The 15,600-nt window shown below is 42.1% G+C and carries 14 protein-coding genes and 2 pseudogenes; 8 read left to right on the top strand and 8 right to left on the bottom strand.

Translation table 11 applies throughout. From position 1 onward, the window contains the following. Positions 1-521 precede the first annotated feature (521 nt). Entirely contained in the window at positions 522-1,202 is a 681-nt protein-coding gene (locus BM415_RS08800) for a CPBP family intramembrane glutamic endopeptidase (RefSeq protein ID WP_091156913.1), read from the top strand. A gap of 72 nt (positions 1,203-1,274) precedes the next feature. Here the strand turns inward: BM415_RS08800 and BM415_RS08795 are convergent, their stop codons facing one another. The 5 genes from BM415_RS08795 to tlp all read right to left on the bottom strand — a co-directional run bounded on the left by BM415_RS08795 (position 1,275) and on the right by tlp (position 3,517). Continuing rightward, a complete protein-coding gene (locus BM415_RS08795; protein WP_091156911.1) occupies positions 1,275-1,571 on the bottom strand; it encodes a putative quinol monooxygenase in 297 nt (98 codons plus the stop codon). A gap of 30 nt (positions 1,572-1,601) precedes the next feature. Next, complete coding sequence (locus BM415_RS08790; protein WP_091156908.1) at positions 1,602-2,030, bottom strand: MarR family winged helix-turn-helix transcriptional regulator; 429 nt, start codon at positions 2,028-2,030, stop codon at positions 1,602-1,604. Positions 2,031-2,184: 154 nt separating this feature from the next. Further along, complete coding sequence (locus BM415_RS08785; protein WP_091156907.1) at positions 2,185-2,823, bottom strand: nitroreductase family protein; 639 nt, start codon at positions 2,821-2,823, stop codon at positions 2,185-2,187. Between the two features lie 238 nt (positions 2,824-3,061). Continuing rightward, complete coding sequence (locus BM415_RS08780) at positions 3,062-3,250, bottom strand: hypothetical protein (RefSeq protein WP_091156904.1); 189 nt, start codon at positions 3,248-3,250, stop codon at positions 3,062-3,064. A gap of 39 nt (positions 3,251-3,289) precedes the next feature. Further along, positions 3,290-3,517, bottom strand: coding sequence for a small acid-soluble spore protein Tlp (gene tlp / locus BM415_RS08775; RefSeq protein WP_091156902.1), 228 nt, complete (start codon positions 3,515-3,517; stop codon positions 3,290-3,292). Between the two features lie 305 nt (positions 3,518-3,822). On the opposite strand from tlp, the gene BM415_RS08770 reads away from it, so the two are divergent. From BM415_RS08770 to BM415_RS08755, 4 genes are all read left to right on the top strand, one after another. Beyond that, a complete protein-coding gene (locus BM415_RS08770) occupies positions 3,823-5,175 on the top strand; it encodes an amino acid permease (RefSeq protein ID WP_091156899.1) in 1,353 nt (450 codons plus the stop codon). Between the two features lie 331 nt (positions 5,176-5,506). Next, positions 5,507-6,967, top strand: coding sequence for a MocR-like pyridoxine biosynthesis transcription factor PdxR (locus tag BM415_RS08765; RefSeq protein WP_091156896.1), 1,461 nt, complete (start codon positions 5,507-5,509; stop codon positions 6,965-6,967). A gap of 34 nt (positions 6,968-7,001) precedes the next feature. Next, the gene (locus BM415_RS08760; RefSeq protein ID WP_091156894.1) at positions 7,002-7,946 is read left to right on the top strand and encodes a D-alanine--D-alanine ligase; all 945 of its coding nucleotides are present in this window, start codon (positions 7,002-7,004) and stop codon (positions 7,944-7,946) included. Then, on the top strand, positions 7,936-9,114 hold the full coding sequence (locus BM415_RS08755) for an aminotransferase class I/II-fold pyridoxal phosphate-dependent enzyme (protein WP_091156892.1): 1,179 nt from the start codon (positions 7,936-7,938) through the stop codon (positions 9,112-9,114). The genes BM415_RS08760 and BM415_RS08755 overlap by 11 nt, the downstream gene beginning before the upstream one ends. Here BM415_RS08755 and BM415_RS08750 read toward each other — a convergent pair. Continuing rightward, positions 9,089-9,849, bottom strand: a pseudogene (locus BM415_RS08750) (PhzF family phenazine biosynthesis protein). The gene BM415_RS08755 and the pseudogene BM415_RS08750 sit on opposite strands and share 26 nt — an antisense overlap. Positions 9,850-10,211: 362 nt before the next feature. Here BM415_RS08750 and nhaC point away from each other — a divergent pair. Further along, a complete protein-coding gene (gene nhaC / locus BM415_RS08745; protein ID WP_091156890.1) occupies positions 10,212-11,618 on the top strand; it encodes a Na+/H+ antiporter NhaC in 1,407 nt (468 codons plus the stop codon). Between the two features lie 26 nt (positions 11,619-11,644). Here the strand turns inward: nhaC and BM415_RS08740 are convergent. Next, positions 11,645-12,007, bottom strand: a pseudogene (locus BM415_RS08740) (catalase); the annotation flags it as partial. A gap of 205 nt (positions 12,008-12,212) precedes the next feature. Here BM415_RS08740 and BM415_RS08735 point away from each other — a divergent pair. Beyond that, complete coding sequence (locus BM415_RS08735; protein WP_091156888.1) at positions 12,213-13,526, top strand: alkaline phosphatase; 1,314 nt, start codon at positions 12,213-12,215, stop codon at positions 13,524-13,526. A gap of 263 nt (positions 13,527-13,789) precedes the next feature. On the opposite strand, the gene BM415_RS08730 is transcribed toward BM415_RS08735, so the two are convergent. Beyond that, on the bottom strand, positions 13,790-14,665 hold the full coding sequence (locus BM415_RS08730) for a hypothetical protein (RefSeq protein ID WP_091156886.1): 876 nt from the start codon (positions 14,663-14,665) through the stop codon (positions 13,790-13,792). A 317-nt stretch (positions 14,666-14,982) separates the two neighbouring features. On the opposite strand from BM415_RS08730, the gene BM415_RS08725 reads away from it, so the two are divergent. After that, a complete protein-coding gene (locus tag BM415_RS08725; RefSeq protein ID WP_091156884.1) occupies positions 14,983-15,561 on the top strand; it encodes a TetR/AcrR family transcriptional regulator in 579 nt (192 codons plus the stop codon). Positions 15,562-15,600: the final 39 nt, after the last annotated feature.

Here is a 15,600-nt window from a genome sequence, read left to right as displayed (position 1 = left end):
ATATGAAGGAAGACAGATACAAACACAGGACTACGACGTAAATGGTGAGCTATAAATAGGAAAAACGCAGCCGGATTGGACTGCGTTTTTCTTTATTACGGTTGCGTATGATAACTAAAACGATAGGTTTGTATCGGCAGTGAGGTATAGGACCTGTCTATTTCTATTCGATCCTCTGGTTTCAGTTTGATCCCCTCATACGTTTTTGTAAAGACAGAGTTCATCTCCTCAAGCATCAATTTCTGGATATAATTTCATTTCGATTCCTCGCTTATCGATCTAGATTAGAGTTGTTAGTATTGCTTGATACGAGTTATGATGGTATGTACTATGGTCTATTGATGAAATTGATACTATTTCAAAGCATTAATTATATAGGATGGATCATAATAGATTAATAGTTCGATGCTATCAAAATGGCGCTGTATTCCTTTTATATTAGCAACGTGCATGGAGAATATTGTCGAAATGCCTGCTAAGCTAAAGGTATTATGAAATTGATTCTATTGGGAGAACATTAAATGGTAAACACAAGAAAAAATTGGATCAGCATCATACTCATTGTTGTATTTAGCTGCGCTGTCATGGGCTATGTCGATGCCGTACTTAAACCTGATTACGCCGTAAAATCCATTATCAAAATCATACTTTTTCTCACCTTACCGGCATTGTATGCCTATTACAGCAAGGGAGTTTCTTTCCGGGCCTTATTCAAATTTGATAAGAAAAGTATCCGATTTGCCATATTACTGGGTATAGGTGTCTTCATATTTATCTTGGGTAGTTACTTCCTCATTGGACCTTACTTTGATTTTACCCAAGTCACTGGAGCGTTGCAGGATAATATGGGGGTTCACGCGGGCAATTTTGTATTAGTAGCCATTTACATTTCCATAGTAAATTCATTGCTTGAAGAATTTTTCTTCAGGGGATTTGCATTTCTCACATTGAAGAAACTTGCCAGCCGCCGATTTGCCTATTTGTTCAGCTCAGGAGCATTTGCAGTCTACCACATCGCGATGATGACGAGCTGGTTTACGATTTCATTATTTGTATTGCTGATTGTCAGCCTCTTTGTCGCAGGCGTCTTATTCAACTGGCTCAATGAGAGAAACGGAAATATCTATGCCTCTTGGATGGTACATATGTGTGCTAATCTCGCAATCAATACGATTGGTTTCATTCTGTTTGGGATCATTTAAAATATCAAAGTGATCAATAAGAGAAGACCCTGGGATATACTTCACAATCCCAAGGTTGTCTTGTAATTTAAATTAAGCTTTCAGAGGTTCACCACTGAATATTTTGAGTTCCATCGGTGCGGCCAGAAGCTCTTTCGCTTTCTGAGTGAAGGAAGTGAAGTGAGCACTTGTATTGTGAATTCCCGCAGCCTCCATATCCTTCCACAGCTCAACCATAGTGTACTTATGCTCTTGCTCGGTTGATTTCATGAGATCATAGCTGATGTTTCCTTCTTCAGCTCTCGTCGCTGCAAGAAGTGCTTTGACTTCTTCAAGAAATACAGCTTCCTGCTCCGGTTTAATCAATAAGTTTGCATGAATGATAATTATGATGATGACCTTCCTTTTCCTAAATGTAAGTTAGTATTGGCTTATATTGTTCTGCAATCGAAGCAGCATATCATTAAGAATCTCGACTTCTTCCTTACGGAAATCCCTCAGCATTTGACTCACGAAATTCATCTTTTCTTTCTTGTAGTTAACGATATGTTTCCGACCGTCTTCGGTCAGACGAACAAAGGTTACTCTGTGATCTGAAGGGTTTCGCCTTCTTGCTACCATTCCGTCTGCTTCCAGTTGTTTAAGATGACGAGTAATGGCCGCACTATCAATATTGATCGCCCTTTGCAGATGAGTTTGGTTGACCTCGTCTGCAAGATAGAGCTGATATAATAAGTCATATCGGGAAGAGCTGATTCCTGTACATCTTTCAAACTTGGGGCTGATCTGATTATTCAGATTCTTAAGCAGATGCAGAATTTGCTCCTGTTCTGAGAATGAACATTTCATAAATTGACCTCCCGAGTGCTGTCAGGTGGACAATCGCTCTATGGTCATGTCCAAATCATGACACACTCATTATTTGAGCTATCAATTAATATAATGCAAATTCCCATAAAGTACAAGACAGCACTAACTACATGCTCTAAATCATGGAAACCAATTATTTCCACATGGCAACGGTATCTACAGGTAGACGATAAGAGGTGAATCCTTTACTTGCTGCTTTGCCTATCGTAATTAGCATAACCGGTACATAGCGGTTTTTATCCAAACCAAAAGCTTCTGCAATCTGATCCTTCTCAAATCCACCGATTGGATTAGTATCATAGCCATGGGCTCGTGCCACAAGCATAAGCTGCATAGATACAAGACCAGAATCCAGCAAGATGACATCACGCAAAACTTCATCCGACATATTTTCATAAATAGGTTTAAAAGCACCAAGCTGCATGTCTTTAACCTCGTGAGGCATATAACCAAGCTCTACAGCAGTTCCATAAATTTCTTCCGCATAATCAAAGTTATTCATGTCCCCAAACACTGCAATAACAGCTGAGGCGGAGAGTACTTTATCCTTATTGAATCTTGCTAGCGGAGCGAGTGTAGCTTTGGCCTCATCGCTTTCAATGACCACAAAACGCCAAGGCTGCATATTAATTGAGGAGGGAGCTGTAACCGCTTCTTCCAAAATCTCAGTCATTTCTTCTTTGCTGATCTTAACGGCAGGATCATACACTTTGATGGAACGACGACCGTAAACGATCTCGTTGAAATCATTGGTTTGTTGATATTTGCGCATAGTCATTACGACCCTCCTTTTATCTATTTAATTGATTAGTCAATATTTGATAAGTCAATAATTGATATGTCAATTAATATATGATATTGCTGAATAATTTGCAACATTTAATTTCAAGTCATGAGTTATGTTGGGGATATAACGGAGAATGTAACCCTTGGTTAATCTAAGACTTGCGTGATGTATAAATAAGCCGATCCATGATGGGATCGGCTTGGTTAATCGGATATTGAAATGATCAGGCTCTTTTATTTTCGACAGATTTCATGCGGTTCTGGTCATCCGACTTTCTGTCATGACTGAATTCCTGCCCTGCTTCTAATTCAGCATGACCTGATGCGCTGCGTGCAAATTTGGTGAACTGTTCTTTTTGCTCATCCTGACTGTGTTTTTGCTGTAGGAGTTCTTGTGGATCCTGTTTTGTCATTTGAAGCAAACCTCCTCCTCGATCAAAGTGCAAATCACATTAGGATTGTGACTGATGATCGGATTCATCCTTAATTTCCTCACGGAATCCGGAAATACTATGCTTGCGGCGTTCATTTTTCTCTTGAATTTGAGCTTTTTCCTGAGCAGGTATTTCATCTCCGAACTCTTCGAGATAGCCCTCAGCCTCACGGTAATTTTCAATAGTGTTTTGTACCGCATTTTGCAAACGTTGAACATTATCCTTGCGATTATCTGGCTTAGCCATACCTAATACCTCCTTTAAATAATGCTGTTGTATTGGGATTTATGCTTAATCCTCACCTAGGAAGTTTTCCATAACACAGGGCTGCTTATGCATTCAAGCCTACATTTTCTCATGAACGAGTGAAAGGATGAGCTTAAACGTATTGTGCAATAATAAGCAGGGTATGGGAGTTAAGACCATATAAGCAGCATATTCGTTCTATTTACCTATGTAATCGAAGGCAGAAGCAAGTATGATATAAAAACGGGAGATGGAGCTGTCTAACCGAATTGACATCAGAGAAAGAGAGTGAATGAAACTAACCCATGGTACAGGATGATAATTTGACAAGAGGGTTAAAAAACAGACACGTGCAGCTTATCGCCATAGGTGGAGCGATCGGTACCGGTTTGTTTCTGGGCGCCGGCAAATCCATTCATTTAGCAGGTCCCTCGATACTATTGGCATACATACTAACGGGTATCATTTTATTTTTCATTATGCGGGCTCTGGGAGAATTGTTATTAAGTAATCTTAACTACCATTCGTTCGTTGAATTTGTTAAAGAATACATGGGGAATGGGGCCGCTTTTGTCACGGGTTGGACCTATTGGTTCTGCTGGATTTCGATCGCAATGGCAGATTTGACAGCCGTCGGACTATATACAGAGTTCTGGTTTCCGGAGATACCCCAATGGATGCCTGGTCTTATAGCACTTGTAATATTGCTAATAATGAATCTGGCAACCGTGAAGCTGTTTGGGGAGATGGAATTTTGGTTCGCCTTAATTAAGATTATCGCGATTCTTGCTCTGATCGTCATCGGGATCGTAATGATTGTAAGAGGGTTCTCCACGGATCAAGGTCCTTCGAGCTTCACAAATTTGTGGGAGCATGGAGGCATGTTTCCAAATGGCGTGAACGGCTTTTTATTATCCTTTCAAATGGTGGTATTTGCTTTTGTAGGTATTGAGCTTGTTGGTCTGACAGCGGGTGAGACGGAGAATCCGGAAAAAGTTATTCCGCAAGCCATCAATAATATTCCCATCAGAACTTTGATCTTCTATGTGGGCGCACTGCTCGTAATTATGAGCATCTATCCATGGAATGCGATTATTCCGAATGAGAGTCCCTTCGTTCAGGTGTTCCTGGCTGTAGGTATTACCGCGGCGGCAGCGGTCGTTAATTTTGTCGTGCTGACATCTGCGGCCTCGGCCTGCAACAGTGCCATTTTTAGTACAAGCCGTATGCTGTATTCCCTGGCCAAAGACGAGAATGCGCCTGAACGTCTAAGCAAGTTGAACAGAAGAAGAGTGCCTTCTAATGCGCTGTATTTCTCTTGTGCGGTTATATTAATCGCAGTTATACTGAATTACGTGATGCCGGAGGGTGTATTTACACTTATTACGAGCATTTCGACAGTGTGTTTTCTCTTCATCTGGGCGATGATCGTCATCAGTCATTTGAGATACCGTAAAATGAAACCGGAATTGGCACGTAGCAATAAGTTCAAGCTGCCGCTTTATCCATTCTCTAACTACTTGATTTTGGCCTTTCTTGCTTTTGTACTTGTCATCTTGGGGCTGGCTGAAGACACGAGAGTCGCTCTGTTTGTAACTCCGGTATGGTTTATCATCGTCATCGCAATCTATTACATTCTTAGGAAGAAAGCTGCTTAACTGTTCACTACAAGAGTCAAGGCATTTGCCTTGGCTTTTTTTATTCAGCGAATAATTACTGAATTTGGTTTCTATATATTGCTGCGAATTAACTCATTTAAATGCATAACTCACCTCTATTCCAACTATGCTTCTGATATCAAAGCTAGCACTATGTGCTGGAGTAGTAAATACGTATGTTAGGTAACTCCTGAGGACGGAACGAAATCGATGGAAGGTATTTTTTTGTTAACCTGATCTGGGGAACCACTTCTGCCTTGAAAGCGTGACTTCGTGGATCTAGTGGTCTAAATGATTATATGCGATGATGATGGCGAGGGGGCTGCTGAGAATGTATTCGGATTTTATACTAGCGAATGACCGACCGGCCTATATACAGGTCAAAGATTATATGAGACGGCTTATAACGACAGGAGCACTTCAAGGAGATCAAAAGCTGCCTTCAACCCGTGAACTATGCGTACTTCTCCACGTTAGCCGTAATACCGTAATAAACGCTTACTCAGAGCTTGAAGCGGATGGATATATTTATACCGTTAAAGGTCAGGGTCATTTCGTTATTGATTCTGCCGCACCTTCGGATTCTGTATTTCAGTCACACGGCGTTATGATTGATTGGAGTACGAAATTAAATGACTATGCTAGGCTTGCCGAAGAACATGATTTAATGAAGCATGGCATTCGTGGACAGAAACAAGCCATTTCTTTTACCAGTATTGCTCCAGATGAAGAGTTGTTTGATCTGCAAAATGTAAAGAGGGCTTTTATGGACCGAATGTCATTAGAGGGAGAGGTGCTTCTAAATTATGGATACGCCAAAGGCTATCAACCGCTGATCGAATATCTGCTGAGTTATATGGAGAATAAAGGCGTAGACCTAACCGGTAAGGACCTGCTCGTGACGAGTGGCTTTACGGAGGGGCTCAGCCTGGTACTGTCTAGCTTCAAGCAAGGGAGCGGCCGGATTTTGTGCGAGAATCCGACTCATCATACGGCCATCAAAGCATTTAAAATGCATGGTTACAAGATTACAGGAGTTCCTATGGAGAGGGATGGTATCCGTCTGAAGGACCTTTCCCATGAGCTCGCATCTCATGCTTATGATTTGGCTTATCTCATACCCTCTTATCATAATCCCACTGGAATAGTGATGTCCCATCAAAAAAGAAGAGAAGCTTTACGTCTGTTTAATGAGTATCAGGTTCCCATCATCGAGGACGGATTTAATGAAGAATTGCGTTATTCGGGATCGCATATAGCACCGCTTGTCGTGAGTGCGGGAAGTGGAAATAACAATGTGATCTATATAGGGAGCTTCTCTAAGATATTATTTCCCGGCTTGCGTGTCGGCTGGGTGCTGGCCGATAAAGCATTGATTCATTATCTGGAGAGCGTAAAGCGTGCACGAAGCATTCATACGTCTACACTCGATCAATCCTTGCTATATCAATATCTTTATAATGGCAATTTTGAGAAATATCTAAAGCGGGCGAAGTCGGAATACAAACGAAAATATGAGCTGGTCGTCAAAGGTTGTAAAGATTGGCTCCCTGCGCATCAGTTGTCAAGTGATGGAGGCCTTCATGTATTTATTGAATTTGCATCCGGCTTGGATACAAGGAAGCTGCTGAAGTTGTGTTCAGAACAGGGGGTTTTGTTTACACCGGGTGATATTTTTTACACGGACGGCCGTGGTCGGAATACGCTTCGGCTTGGTTTCTCACGAGTATCAGAAGCGGATATTCGGAAGGGAATTCAAATGATTGGTCATTGTGCGGAGAAGCTGCTCTGATCAGAGCGCAGCATTATTTTAAGGAGGTAGTGTTGTGAAAGTTGGCATCATTATGGGCGGAGTATCCTCCGAGAGAGAAGTCTCATTACAAACAGGCAAGCAAATGATGGTTCATCTCAATAAATCCAAATACAGTCCAATTCCCATTGATATTAAGGATAAGCGTGATCTGATTACTAAGACAAATGGGATCGACTTCGCTCTGCTCGCTCTTCATGGAACCTTCGGTGAGGATGGAACCGTACAGGCCACGCTGGAAACTTTGGGTATTCCATATATAGGAAGTGGTGTGCTATCCAGCAGCATTTGTATGGATAAAGACATGAGCAAGAGGCTGCTTCGGCAAGCAGGTGTCTACACACCAGACTGGATCAACGTTAGCAGCTTGGAAGAGCTGTCGACTGTAGACACCGAAGCGATCGAATTTCCAGTCATCGTCAAGCCGAACAGCGGCGGCTCCAGCATAGGAACTCAACTTGTTCGGTCTGCAGAGTTTCTTGAGCAAGGGGTATGTAGAGCACTGAAATGGGACCGTCAAGTTATGATTGAACGTTATATAGAGGGAGAGGAGCTAACTTGCTCTATATTAGACGGTAAGCTTCTGCCAATCCTATCCATTAAACCCAAAGCTGAGTTTTTTGACTATGTGTCCAAATATGAGGCAGGGGAAGCGGAAGAGCAGGTCGTTCAACTGACGGATGAGCTCCAAAACCAGGTGAATGAAGCTGCCTTAAAGTGCTATTCGTCCCTGAAGTGCAGTGTGTATGCAAGGATAGACCTGATGCTCAAGGACGGTGTGGTCTATGTATTAGAAGTAAATACGCTTCCGGGAATGACTCAAACGAGTCTGTTTCCGCAGAGCGCCAGAGCAGATGGGATAGAGTACGAAGGACTGCTGGATAGAATAATTACAGCCTCCTTAGAGGAAAGAAGCAAAGAGAATCTGTGCAATAGGGAGAAGAATCGTTATGTATCTTAAGAACAGCTTCCTGTCACCTGTAGTACAGACAATGCCGCCGTCCGGAATTCGCCAATTTTTTAACGCAGCCGAAGCTGATCCGGAGGTGATCTCTCTAGGCGTAGGAGAACCCGATTTCGTTACACCTAAGCGAGCAATAGAAGCATGTGTAAAGGCGCTGAACGATGGGCGAACCATGTATACACCTAATGAAGGACTCATGGAGCTGCGGGAAGAAATTGCTGGATATTTGAATAAATATTTTAAGATGAGCTACGACCCTGTTGGTGAGATACTCGTAACCGTCGGTGGTAGTGAAGCAATAGATTTGGCTCTTCGTGCACTCTTAACACCAGGTGATGAGGTCGTCATACCTGTGCCAGGTTACGTAGCATACTCTCCGCTTGTACGGTTAAACGGCGGAGTTCCGATTGAGCTGGAGCTGTCCGACGAGCACGACTTTAAGCTGACCGAAGAATTACTACAGCAGGCCATTACTTCAAGAACTAAAGCCGTGATCGTCAATTATCCTAGTAATCCGACAGGTGCAGTGATGAAAAAAGAAGACTGGCTGCCGATAGTCCGTCTGGCAATACAGCATAATCTCATCGTTATTACGGACGAAATGTATGCGGAGCTCACTTATGATGGTCAGCATGACAGTATTGCATCGCTTCCTGGCATGCGAGATCGGACGCTTGTGGTCAGCGGCTTCTCCAAAGCATTCGCTATGACGGGATGGAGAATAGGTTATTTATGTGGACCTAAGCAGCTCTTGCAGGAAATGGTCAAGATTCACCAATATACCATCCTGTGTGCACCTATCATGGGGCAAATTGCGGCAATTGAATGTCTTAAGAACGGACATGAAGAAAAGGAAGAGATGAAGCAGGCTTACAATGAGCGACGAAAAATGTTCATTCAGAGTTTAAGTGAACTGGGTCTGTCATGCCGACAACCGAAGGGTGCATTTTATGCCTTTCCAGACATTACGGTGACAGAAATGAGTTCTCAGGAGTTTGCAGGAAGGCTCCTCCGCGAGGGGAAGGTAGCCGTAGTGCCTGGTCATGTGTTTGGTAATGGTGGAGAGGGCTTCATTCGGTGCTCGTATGCATCTTCGTTCGTACAGCTGGAGGTAGCGCTGGATAGAATCAGCCGCTGGCTTAGATTAACACATGGAATTTATTGACGTAAACAGCATTTCCCGTGATTTCGATCGTGTCACCTGCGATCACTTTTACCTGTACTCGGCCATCCTTTCCGATTTCCTGCCCCTGTTCTATGAGAAGCTCGAACGTTGAAGTCAATTCTTTATTTATATATTTTGCATAGTAAGCTCCCAACACGCCAGAAGCCGTACCCGTTACCGGATCCTCGATCGTACCTGAATACGGTGAGGAGAAATGCCTGGCGTGGATATGTGCAGCTTCATCATAAGTCTGTAAGCAAAAAGGATGGATAGAAGCACGAGGCATCTCCTTTAATATGTTAGGAAAAAGAGTGTTCTCAGGCTTCATCCGTCTGAAAGCATCAAGGTTTCTTACCGGAACTAATAAAGTCCATGTCCCCGTGCTGCCATATACTATAGGTGTTTCAGTATCGATATCACTAATGTCAATTCCAATTGAATTCGCCAGCTCTTGAATAGAGCCAATAGCAGACCTTTTGAATGAAGCGCATAGATGGTTGCCATTGTTGCATGACCACATAGATTGATTTCATGTCCAGGTGTAAAATAACGAATCCTCAAATCAGCTAAGTCCGATTTCATCGGAAACGCAGTTTCATTAAAGCCTACCTTCTCAGCCACCTGCCTCATTTGTTCCTCTGTTAGCTCATCGCTGTCCAGTACCACCCCGGCTGGATTTCCCATACCAGGAATATTGCTGAATGCATCGTAATGATAAACCTTTATTTCTCTCATAGAACCCCCAGATATATGTATGACTTGTATGATATTAATTTAATGGTCTCGTATTCTTTGACAGAAAGAACGAAGTAGTGTAAAGTGATGTCTGCATACATGATTTAACGCTTAAAAGCATTTTAGCATTTTAGTAGAAAAGTTGATAATAAAAATTGTCGTAAATAAATAGAAATATTTCGCACCCAGACGGTAACAGCAGAGCTTACAGAGAGTAGGAATCTTAAATTATCCCGCACCATAAAAGCGGAGCCTGATGAGTCCTTTCGTTACTAAAGCGAAGGGACTTTTTTTGTTGATGTCTTACAGGGAATGATTGAAATAGTTCAAATCGAAATGACGACTATGATATGGAGGTAAATATGGATCAGGAAAATAAGGTATTAAAGATTCATTCAGCAGAAGCAATGGTCATCACTGCTCTGTTAATGGGATTGCTGGGATACCTGATTATTGGAGTTGAGGTGGTTCCGCATATCGCAGTTATGTCCGGAATAGCACTTCTGCTAATATATGGTGCTATAAAGAAGGTTAGCTTCAAAGAGCTGGAAGGAGCGATGGCAGAGGGAGCTAAATCGGGAATCGGTGCAGTGATGATCTTCTTCTTCATTGGCATGCTGATCAGCAGCTGGATGGCGAGCGGGACCATTCCAACTTTTGTTTATTTATCTGTCGAGCTGGTATCGGGAAAGTTCTTCTATGCAATCGTGTTCCTTGTGACCGCCATCATTGGTATTAGTCTTGGCAGTTCTCTAACGACAGCAGCCACTCTAGGCGTTGGATTCATAGGTGCGAGTACTGCACTGGATATGTCACCGGTAATTACCGCAGGAGCCATTGTCTCAGGTGCATTCTTTGGAGATAAGATGTCGCCACTGTCCGATACGACTAACCTTGCTGCTACAGTAGCGGGTGCAGATTTATTTGATCATATTAAAAATATGGCCTGGACCACAATTCCTGCATTTACGATATCATTCATCGTATTCTTAGTGCTCTCTCCACAACATACGAGTACCAGTATAGACCAAATTGAATTGGTAAAAGATACGCTGATGCAATTGAATCTTGTTAATGGATACTCATTCTTGCCGTTTGTGATCCTAGCAGTTCTTGCCTTTATGAAGGTGCCAGTTATCGCTGCCTTGTTTGCAGGTACGCTATCGGCGCTGGTCATCTCTATATGGACTGGGAATGGGATTGATATTAAGAGTATGCTGGATCTGCTATATTCGGGTTACCAATCGGCTAGTGGAGTGGAGGATGTAGATACAATGCTGTCCAGAGGCGGAATAGAGAGCATGATGTTCAGTGTATCTGTTATACTGCTTGCGTTAAGTATGGGAGGCTTGCTGTTTAGACTTGGAATCATCCCTGCCTTGCTGTCTATGGTCCAACGCTTCTTAAACCGTGTTTCCATTCTTATTTGCTCTACCGCTGGAATGGCCATAGCTGTCAATTTTATTATTGGAGAGCAGTACTTGTCGGTCTTATTAACCGGCAATGCATTTAAAGATTACTACAGAAAGGCAGGACTTGAACCAAAGCATCTATCACGTGTGCTAGAGGATGCGGGAACGGTAGTAAATCCCCTTGTTCCATGGAGTGTGTGTGGTGTATTTATTACTTCTGTGCTGGGTGTTTCCGTAGTTGAATATGCGCCATTTGCTCTGTTCTGCTTGCTGTGTCCCTTAATCACTGTATTCTATGGATTTACAGGCATATCTTTGCCGAAATCTTCGAAAAACACGAAGAATAGAACCACCTGATAGGAGAATAAAGTTTATCCAATTTAATTATCTGGATTCCGGATTAATACCATCCTGCTGACAGGTATCACAGGATACTGCCGTTCATTCCCTACCTTCGTGTCGTCAAGGGGGTCAAAAGGCAGCACCGCTTTGTCAGCAGGATTCATCAGCTGCACATACAAACCATACTCTTCCGTTTTGCCAGCGGCTAACGTATCATAGAGATTTTTTCCTGCATAATCAGGGTTTTCAGATGCGAGCTATGCAGCTTCATAACGATCTATATATTGTACCCCTGTTATAGGAATCCAGCTGGATTTAACGTAAGTGCGTACACCTTGTGTATTCTTCCAGACATAAGTGTTCACACTATGTCCGAGTATATGCTGGAGACTCTTCACCGTACCTGTAAATTGCAAGAAATGAAGTTTAGTCTGACATGGAGTTCAGCAGGAACGTCGCCTGCCCATTTCATATTCTGCATTCTGACTTGGATAACTATGATTTCCGTATCGAAATCATAATATTACATTGAGTAAACGATAAAAAAATATACGGTTAATATTTGTGTTTTATACTCTATTAGAATTGAAAATTAAAGGAGGAATAATAATGAACACATTTAGAAAAAAGGCTATAACGATTACAGCTGTTTCTGCAATCGCTCTTGGAACAATAACCGCTGGAAGTCACTTGCCCATCTTAGATGCAAAGGGGAATCAAAATAATAATAGACAAGTCGAAAATGTCATCTTTATGGTTCCAGATGGCTTCTCCGCTTCATATGTCACGAATTACCGTTGGTATAAAGGAGAAGAAACAGCACTGGATTCTATATTAGTTGGGATGCATCGTACATACTCTGCAAATTCAGAGATTACGGATTCAGCTGCAGCGGGCACCGCTTTTGCAACTGGTGTTAAAACAAACAACGGTATGATCAGCACTTCACCTGATGGCAAAGAGCTCAAAACCATTCTTGAAGCGATGGAGGAAAAAGGCAAGTCCTCAGGTTTAGTTGCAACTTCTACCATTACGCATGCAACACCGGCTGTATTCGCCTCTCATGTAGCCAGCCGTGCGGATGAAGCGGCTATTGCTCCACAGCTTATCGATAATGATGTAGATGTCATTATGGGTGGTGGGAAAAAATATTTCCCCGACTCTCTTATCAATGAAGCAAAAGAGGATGGTTATCAGTACATCTCGAGCAAAGCTGACTTGAAGCGTGCTGAAAGATCGAACAAGCTGATTGGATTATTTGCGGAAGATGGACTGGCGCCTGAACTGGACCGTGAAACGACGAATCAGCCTAGCCTGAAAGAAATGACAGAAACGGCATTGAAGGTACTCAACAAGGATAAAGATGGGTTCTTCCTTATGGTCGAAGGAAGCCAAATTGACTGGGCAGGTCACGATCATGATGCAGCCTGGGCAATGAAGGATTCGGAAGCATTTGAGAAGGCTCTGGAATCTGTACTGGAATTTGCTAAGAAGGACAAGAATACGTTGGTCGTTGTAGCAGGGGATCATGACACAGGAGGTATGTCCGTTGGCGGAAGCGGTCAAGGAGATGTAGATCTAGAGGTGATTCGAAATGTAACGGCTACCGGTGATTATATGGTAACCAAGCTTGATTCCACTCGCAGTAATATAAAAGAGGTTGTGAAGGAATACACTGCAATTGATCTTACAGATGATGAGGCTCAGTTAATTAAGTCTTCCGAACAGCCGTCAATTACGATTAATGAAATTGTCTCTGCACGAGCAAATGTTGGCTGGTCAAGTCTGAACCATACGGGTGTAGACATACCGTTGTATGCATATGGCCCGGGTGCGGATCTATTTACCGGACTTCATGAGAATACCGATTTGCCTGTGTTAATGGCAGAAGCGCTAAAGATTAAATTTACTCCAGGAAAATAAGCGGAATTTTGCTGAGACCCTAGAATAACGTGATCACTTGGGAAGTGAGAAAATAATCCCAAGTGATCTTTTTTATTTATAGCAAGAGAAGAGAATAACATTAAATCTTGATATGTTAATGAAAAAAGGCTATTCACAACACATGAACCATGTGTTGTGAATAGCCAATTCATATGTAGGTCATAGTTAGCAAGGGAATTGTTGATTATTTAGGTCTAAATTCAGAACCGTGGTCAAGAAGCTGCATTGAATTGGGTACAAAATCAGGATAAGTTACGAAGATGAACAGACCCAACACTGTCAGAGCGGCTAGAATACCTTTTTTCATTTGGGAGATCTCCTCTCATAAGAATTTTATTGAGTATATCATAACACGTTTTGAGTTGAGAAACAGTACCAAATTTTCTAAGAATTTCAAACAAGGAGATTGCTTTTTTGAAATACTTGTCATTCCTCATTTCATCAGCTGCATCCAGAATATGAAGGGTAATATCGATTGCGGTTGATTGTTCCTGTTTCATATTACGGTATAGGGCGAGCTGATATTGGTAGGACAAGTAATGTGCTGCTCTTACTTTATCGTTGTAATGCGTGTAGCCTTCTACGAAATTTGATAGGTGAGTAATGATGGAATCGACGTCATAGTTAAATTGATTAGCAGAACGAAGGATATTGATTAAGCCTTGAAGTACTTGATCGGGGTTAGCGTCTAAGAATTGTACATATTCAGGCAGCCTGTCCTGCTTGCCATCCAGAATATCGAGCTGTAATTCATTAGCAGTAGAGAAGAATTTGAAGTGTTCGATCAGATATTTGCCCGTTTCTGTGGAATCATCAAGCCAATCCAGGTTGGCATAGAAGGAGATGTACTCTCTTGATTTGGTGAAATCACCCAGCTTCTGATAGGAGAGACCATTCATAAGATGACTGTATCCAAAGTAATAAATGATATGGTCTTTATAAACATGTGACGTGGAGTCTGTCTCGATAAGCTCTTGATGAACTTCTTTGGCTAGCTGCATAAGCTGATCAGATAAGGATAGAACCTCTTCCCAGTTCTCAATTGTATAGTTTGATTGAATCAAATTGACTATAGAGTCCAGATCCAGAGGCTCATCGTAAGGAAAATGTACACTCATTTATTCCTCTCCTCGCCATAATTTTCATAATATTTACTATATATTACAGTAAGCGCAATAGGAGGTCAATCAAGCATTAGCAGGCTACGAAATTCTCAAAATTTTATATTGAACTATAGATTTAACACGGATTTAATTATGATCATGTATTAGGTACATATAGGCTTTGTATGATGGTGCATGGCGATTAAATAATTCATTTTTTTCTGACTGTGACGATGTGAAGCTGATTTCTCAAAATAATGCTTGACAGTATGCAGCGATATGGTTTTAATTATATAGACCAATCGTTATAATGCATAAGGATGTGACTCTGCTTGAGTGAGAAGTCTAACGCTAAAGAATGCATCGTTAATACAGCAGCCAGACTGTTTTTTTCACAGGGATATCATGCGACCGGTCTAAATCAGATCATTAAGGAAAGTAATACACCCAAAGGCTCGTTGTATCATTATTTCCCGCATGGTAAGGAAGAGCTTGCACACGAATGTATTCAAAAAGCTAATGAGGATATATTGCAGAAATTCGAAGCGTGCTTTGCGGCTAATGACAATACGGGGGATGTCATACAATTATTCGTTCATAAGCTTGCTGATGAGACTGAAGCAGCTGGATTCACCGGTTTTTTGCCATTCAGCTTCTGGGCAGCCGTTGAGACCTCTTGCATTAGTCATCAGCTGAGAGAAGCTTGTCAAGGAGTATTTGCAGATTGGCAGCAAGTGATTGCCAGGAATCTCATTAAGGATGGCATAAGTGAGGAGAAAGCACGAGAAACGGGGTTATTGGTCATTTCCTTGCTGGAGGGAGCATTGATTATCAGCCTGACCAATCAGGACAAACAGCCGATGCTGACGGCTGCAAATTATTTGTCGGTTCTCGCAAAGAATGCGAAGTAGGCTTCCCTAGCTTGTAGAGAGAGAAAATATATTAAGGAT

The sequence above is a fragment of the Paenibacillus sp. 453mf genome (assembly GCF_900116105.1).
Taxonomy (GTDB): domain Bacteria; phylum Bacillota; class Bacilli; order Paenibacillales; family Paenibacillaceae; genus Paenibacillus; species Paenibacillus provencensis.
This window is presented reverse-complemented; position numbering and strand designations above follow the sequence as displayed.

Bases quoted from the DNA above. Each gene is read 5' to 3' on its own strand.
- BM415_RS08790 (WP_091156908.1), bottom strand. From the start codon at position 2,030: ATGAAATGTTCATTCTCAGAACAGGAGCAAATTCTGCATCTGCTTAAG.
- BM415_RS08765 (WP_091156896.1), top strand. From the start codon at position 5,507: ATGTATTCGGATTTTATACTAGCGAATGACCGACCGGCCTATATACAG.
- BM415_RS08785 (WP_091156907.1), bottom strand. From the start codon at position 2,823: ATGCGCAAATATCAACAAACCAATGATTTCAACGAGATCGTTTACGGT.
- BM415_RS08730 (WP_091156886.1), bottom strand. From the start codon at position 14,665: ATGAGTGTACATTTTCCTTACGATGAGCCTCTGGATCTGGACTCTATA.
- BM415_RS08780 (WP_091156904.1), bottom strand. From the start codon at position 3,250: ATGACAAAACAGGATCCACAAGAACTCCTACAGCAAAAACACAGTCAG.
- BM415_RS08800 (WP_091156913.1), top strand. From the start codon at position 522: ATGGTAAACACAAGAAAAAATTGGATCAGCATCATACTCATTGTTGTA.
- BM415_RS08770 (WP_091156899.1), top strand. From the start codon at position 3,823: ATGGTACAGGATGATAATTTGACAAGAGGGTTAAAAAACAGACACGTG.
- nhaC (WP_091156890.1), top strand. From the start codon at position 10,212: ATGGATCAGGAAAATAAGGTATTAAAGATTCATTCAGCAGAAGCAATG.
- BM415_RS08755 (WP_091156892.1), top strand. From the start codon at position 7,936: ATGTATCTTAAGAACAGCTTCCTGTCACCTGTAGTACAGACAATGCCG.
- tlp (WP_091156902.1), bottom strand. From the start codon at position 3,517: ATGGCTAAGCCAGATAATCGCAAGGATAATGTTCAACGTTTGCAAAAT.
- BM415_RS08735 (WP_091156888.1), top strand. From the start codon at position 12,213: ATGAACACATTTAGAAAAAAGGCTATAACGATTACAGCTGTTTCTGCA.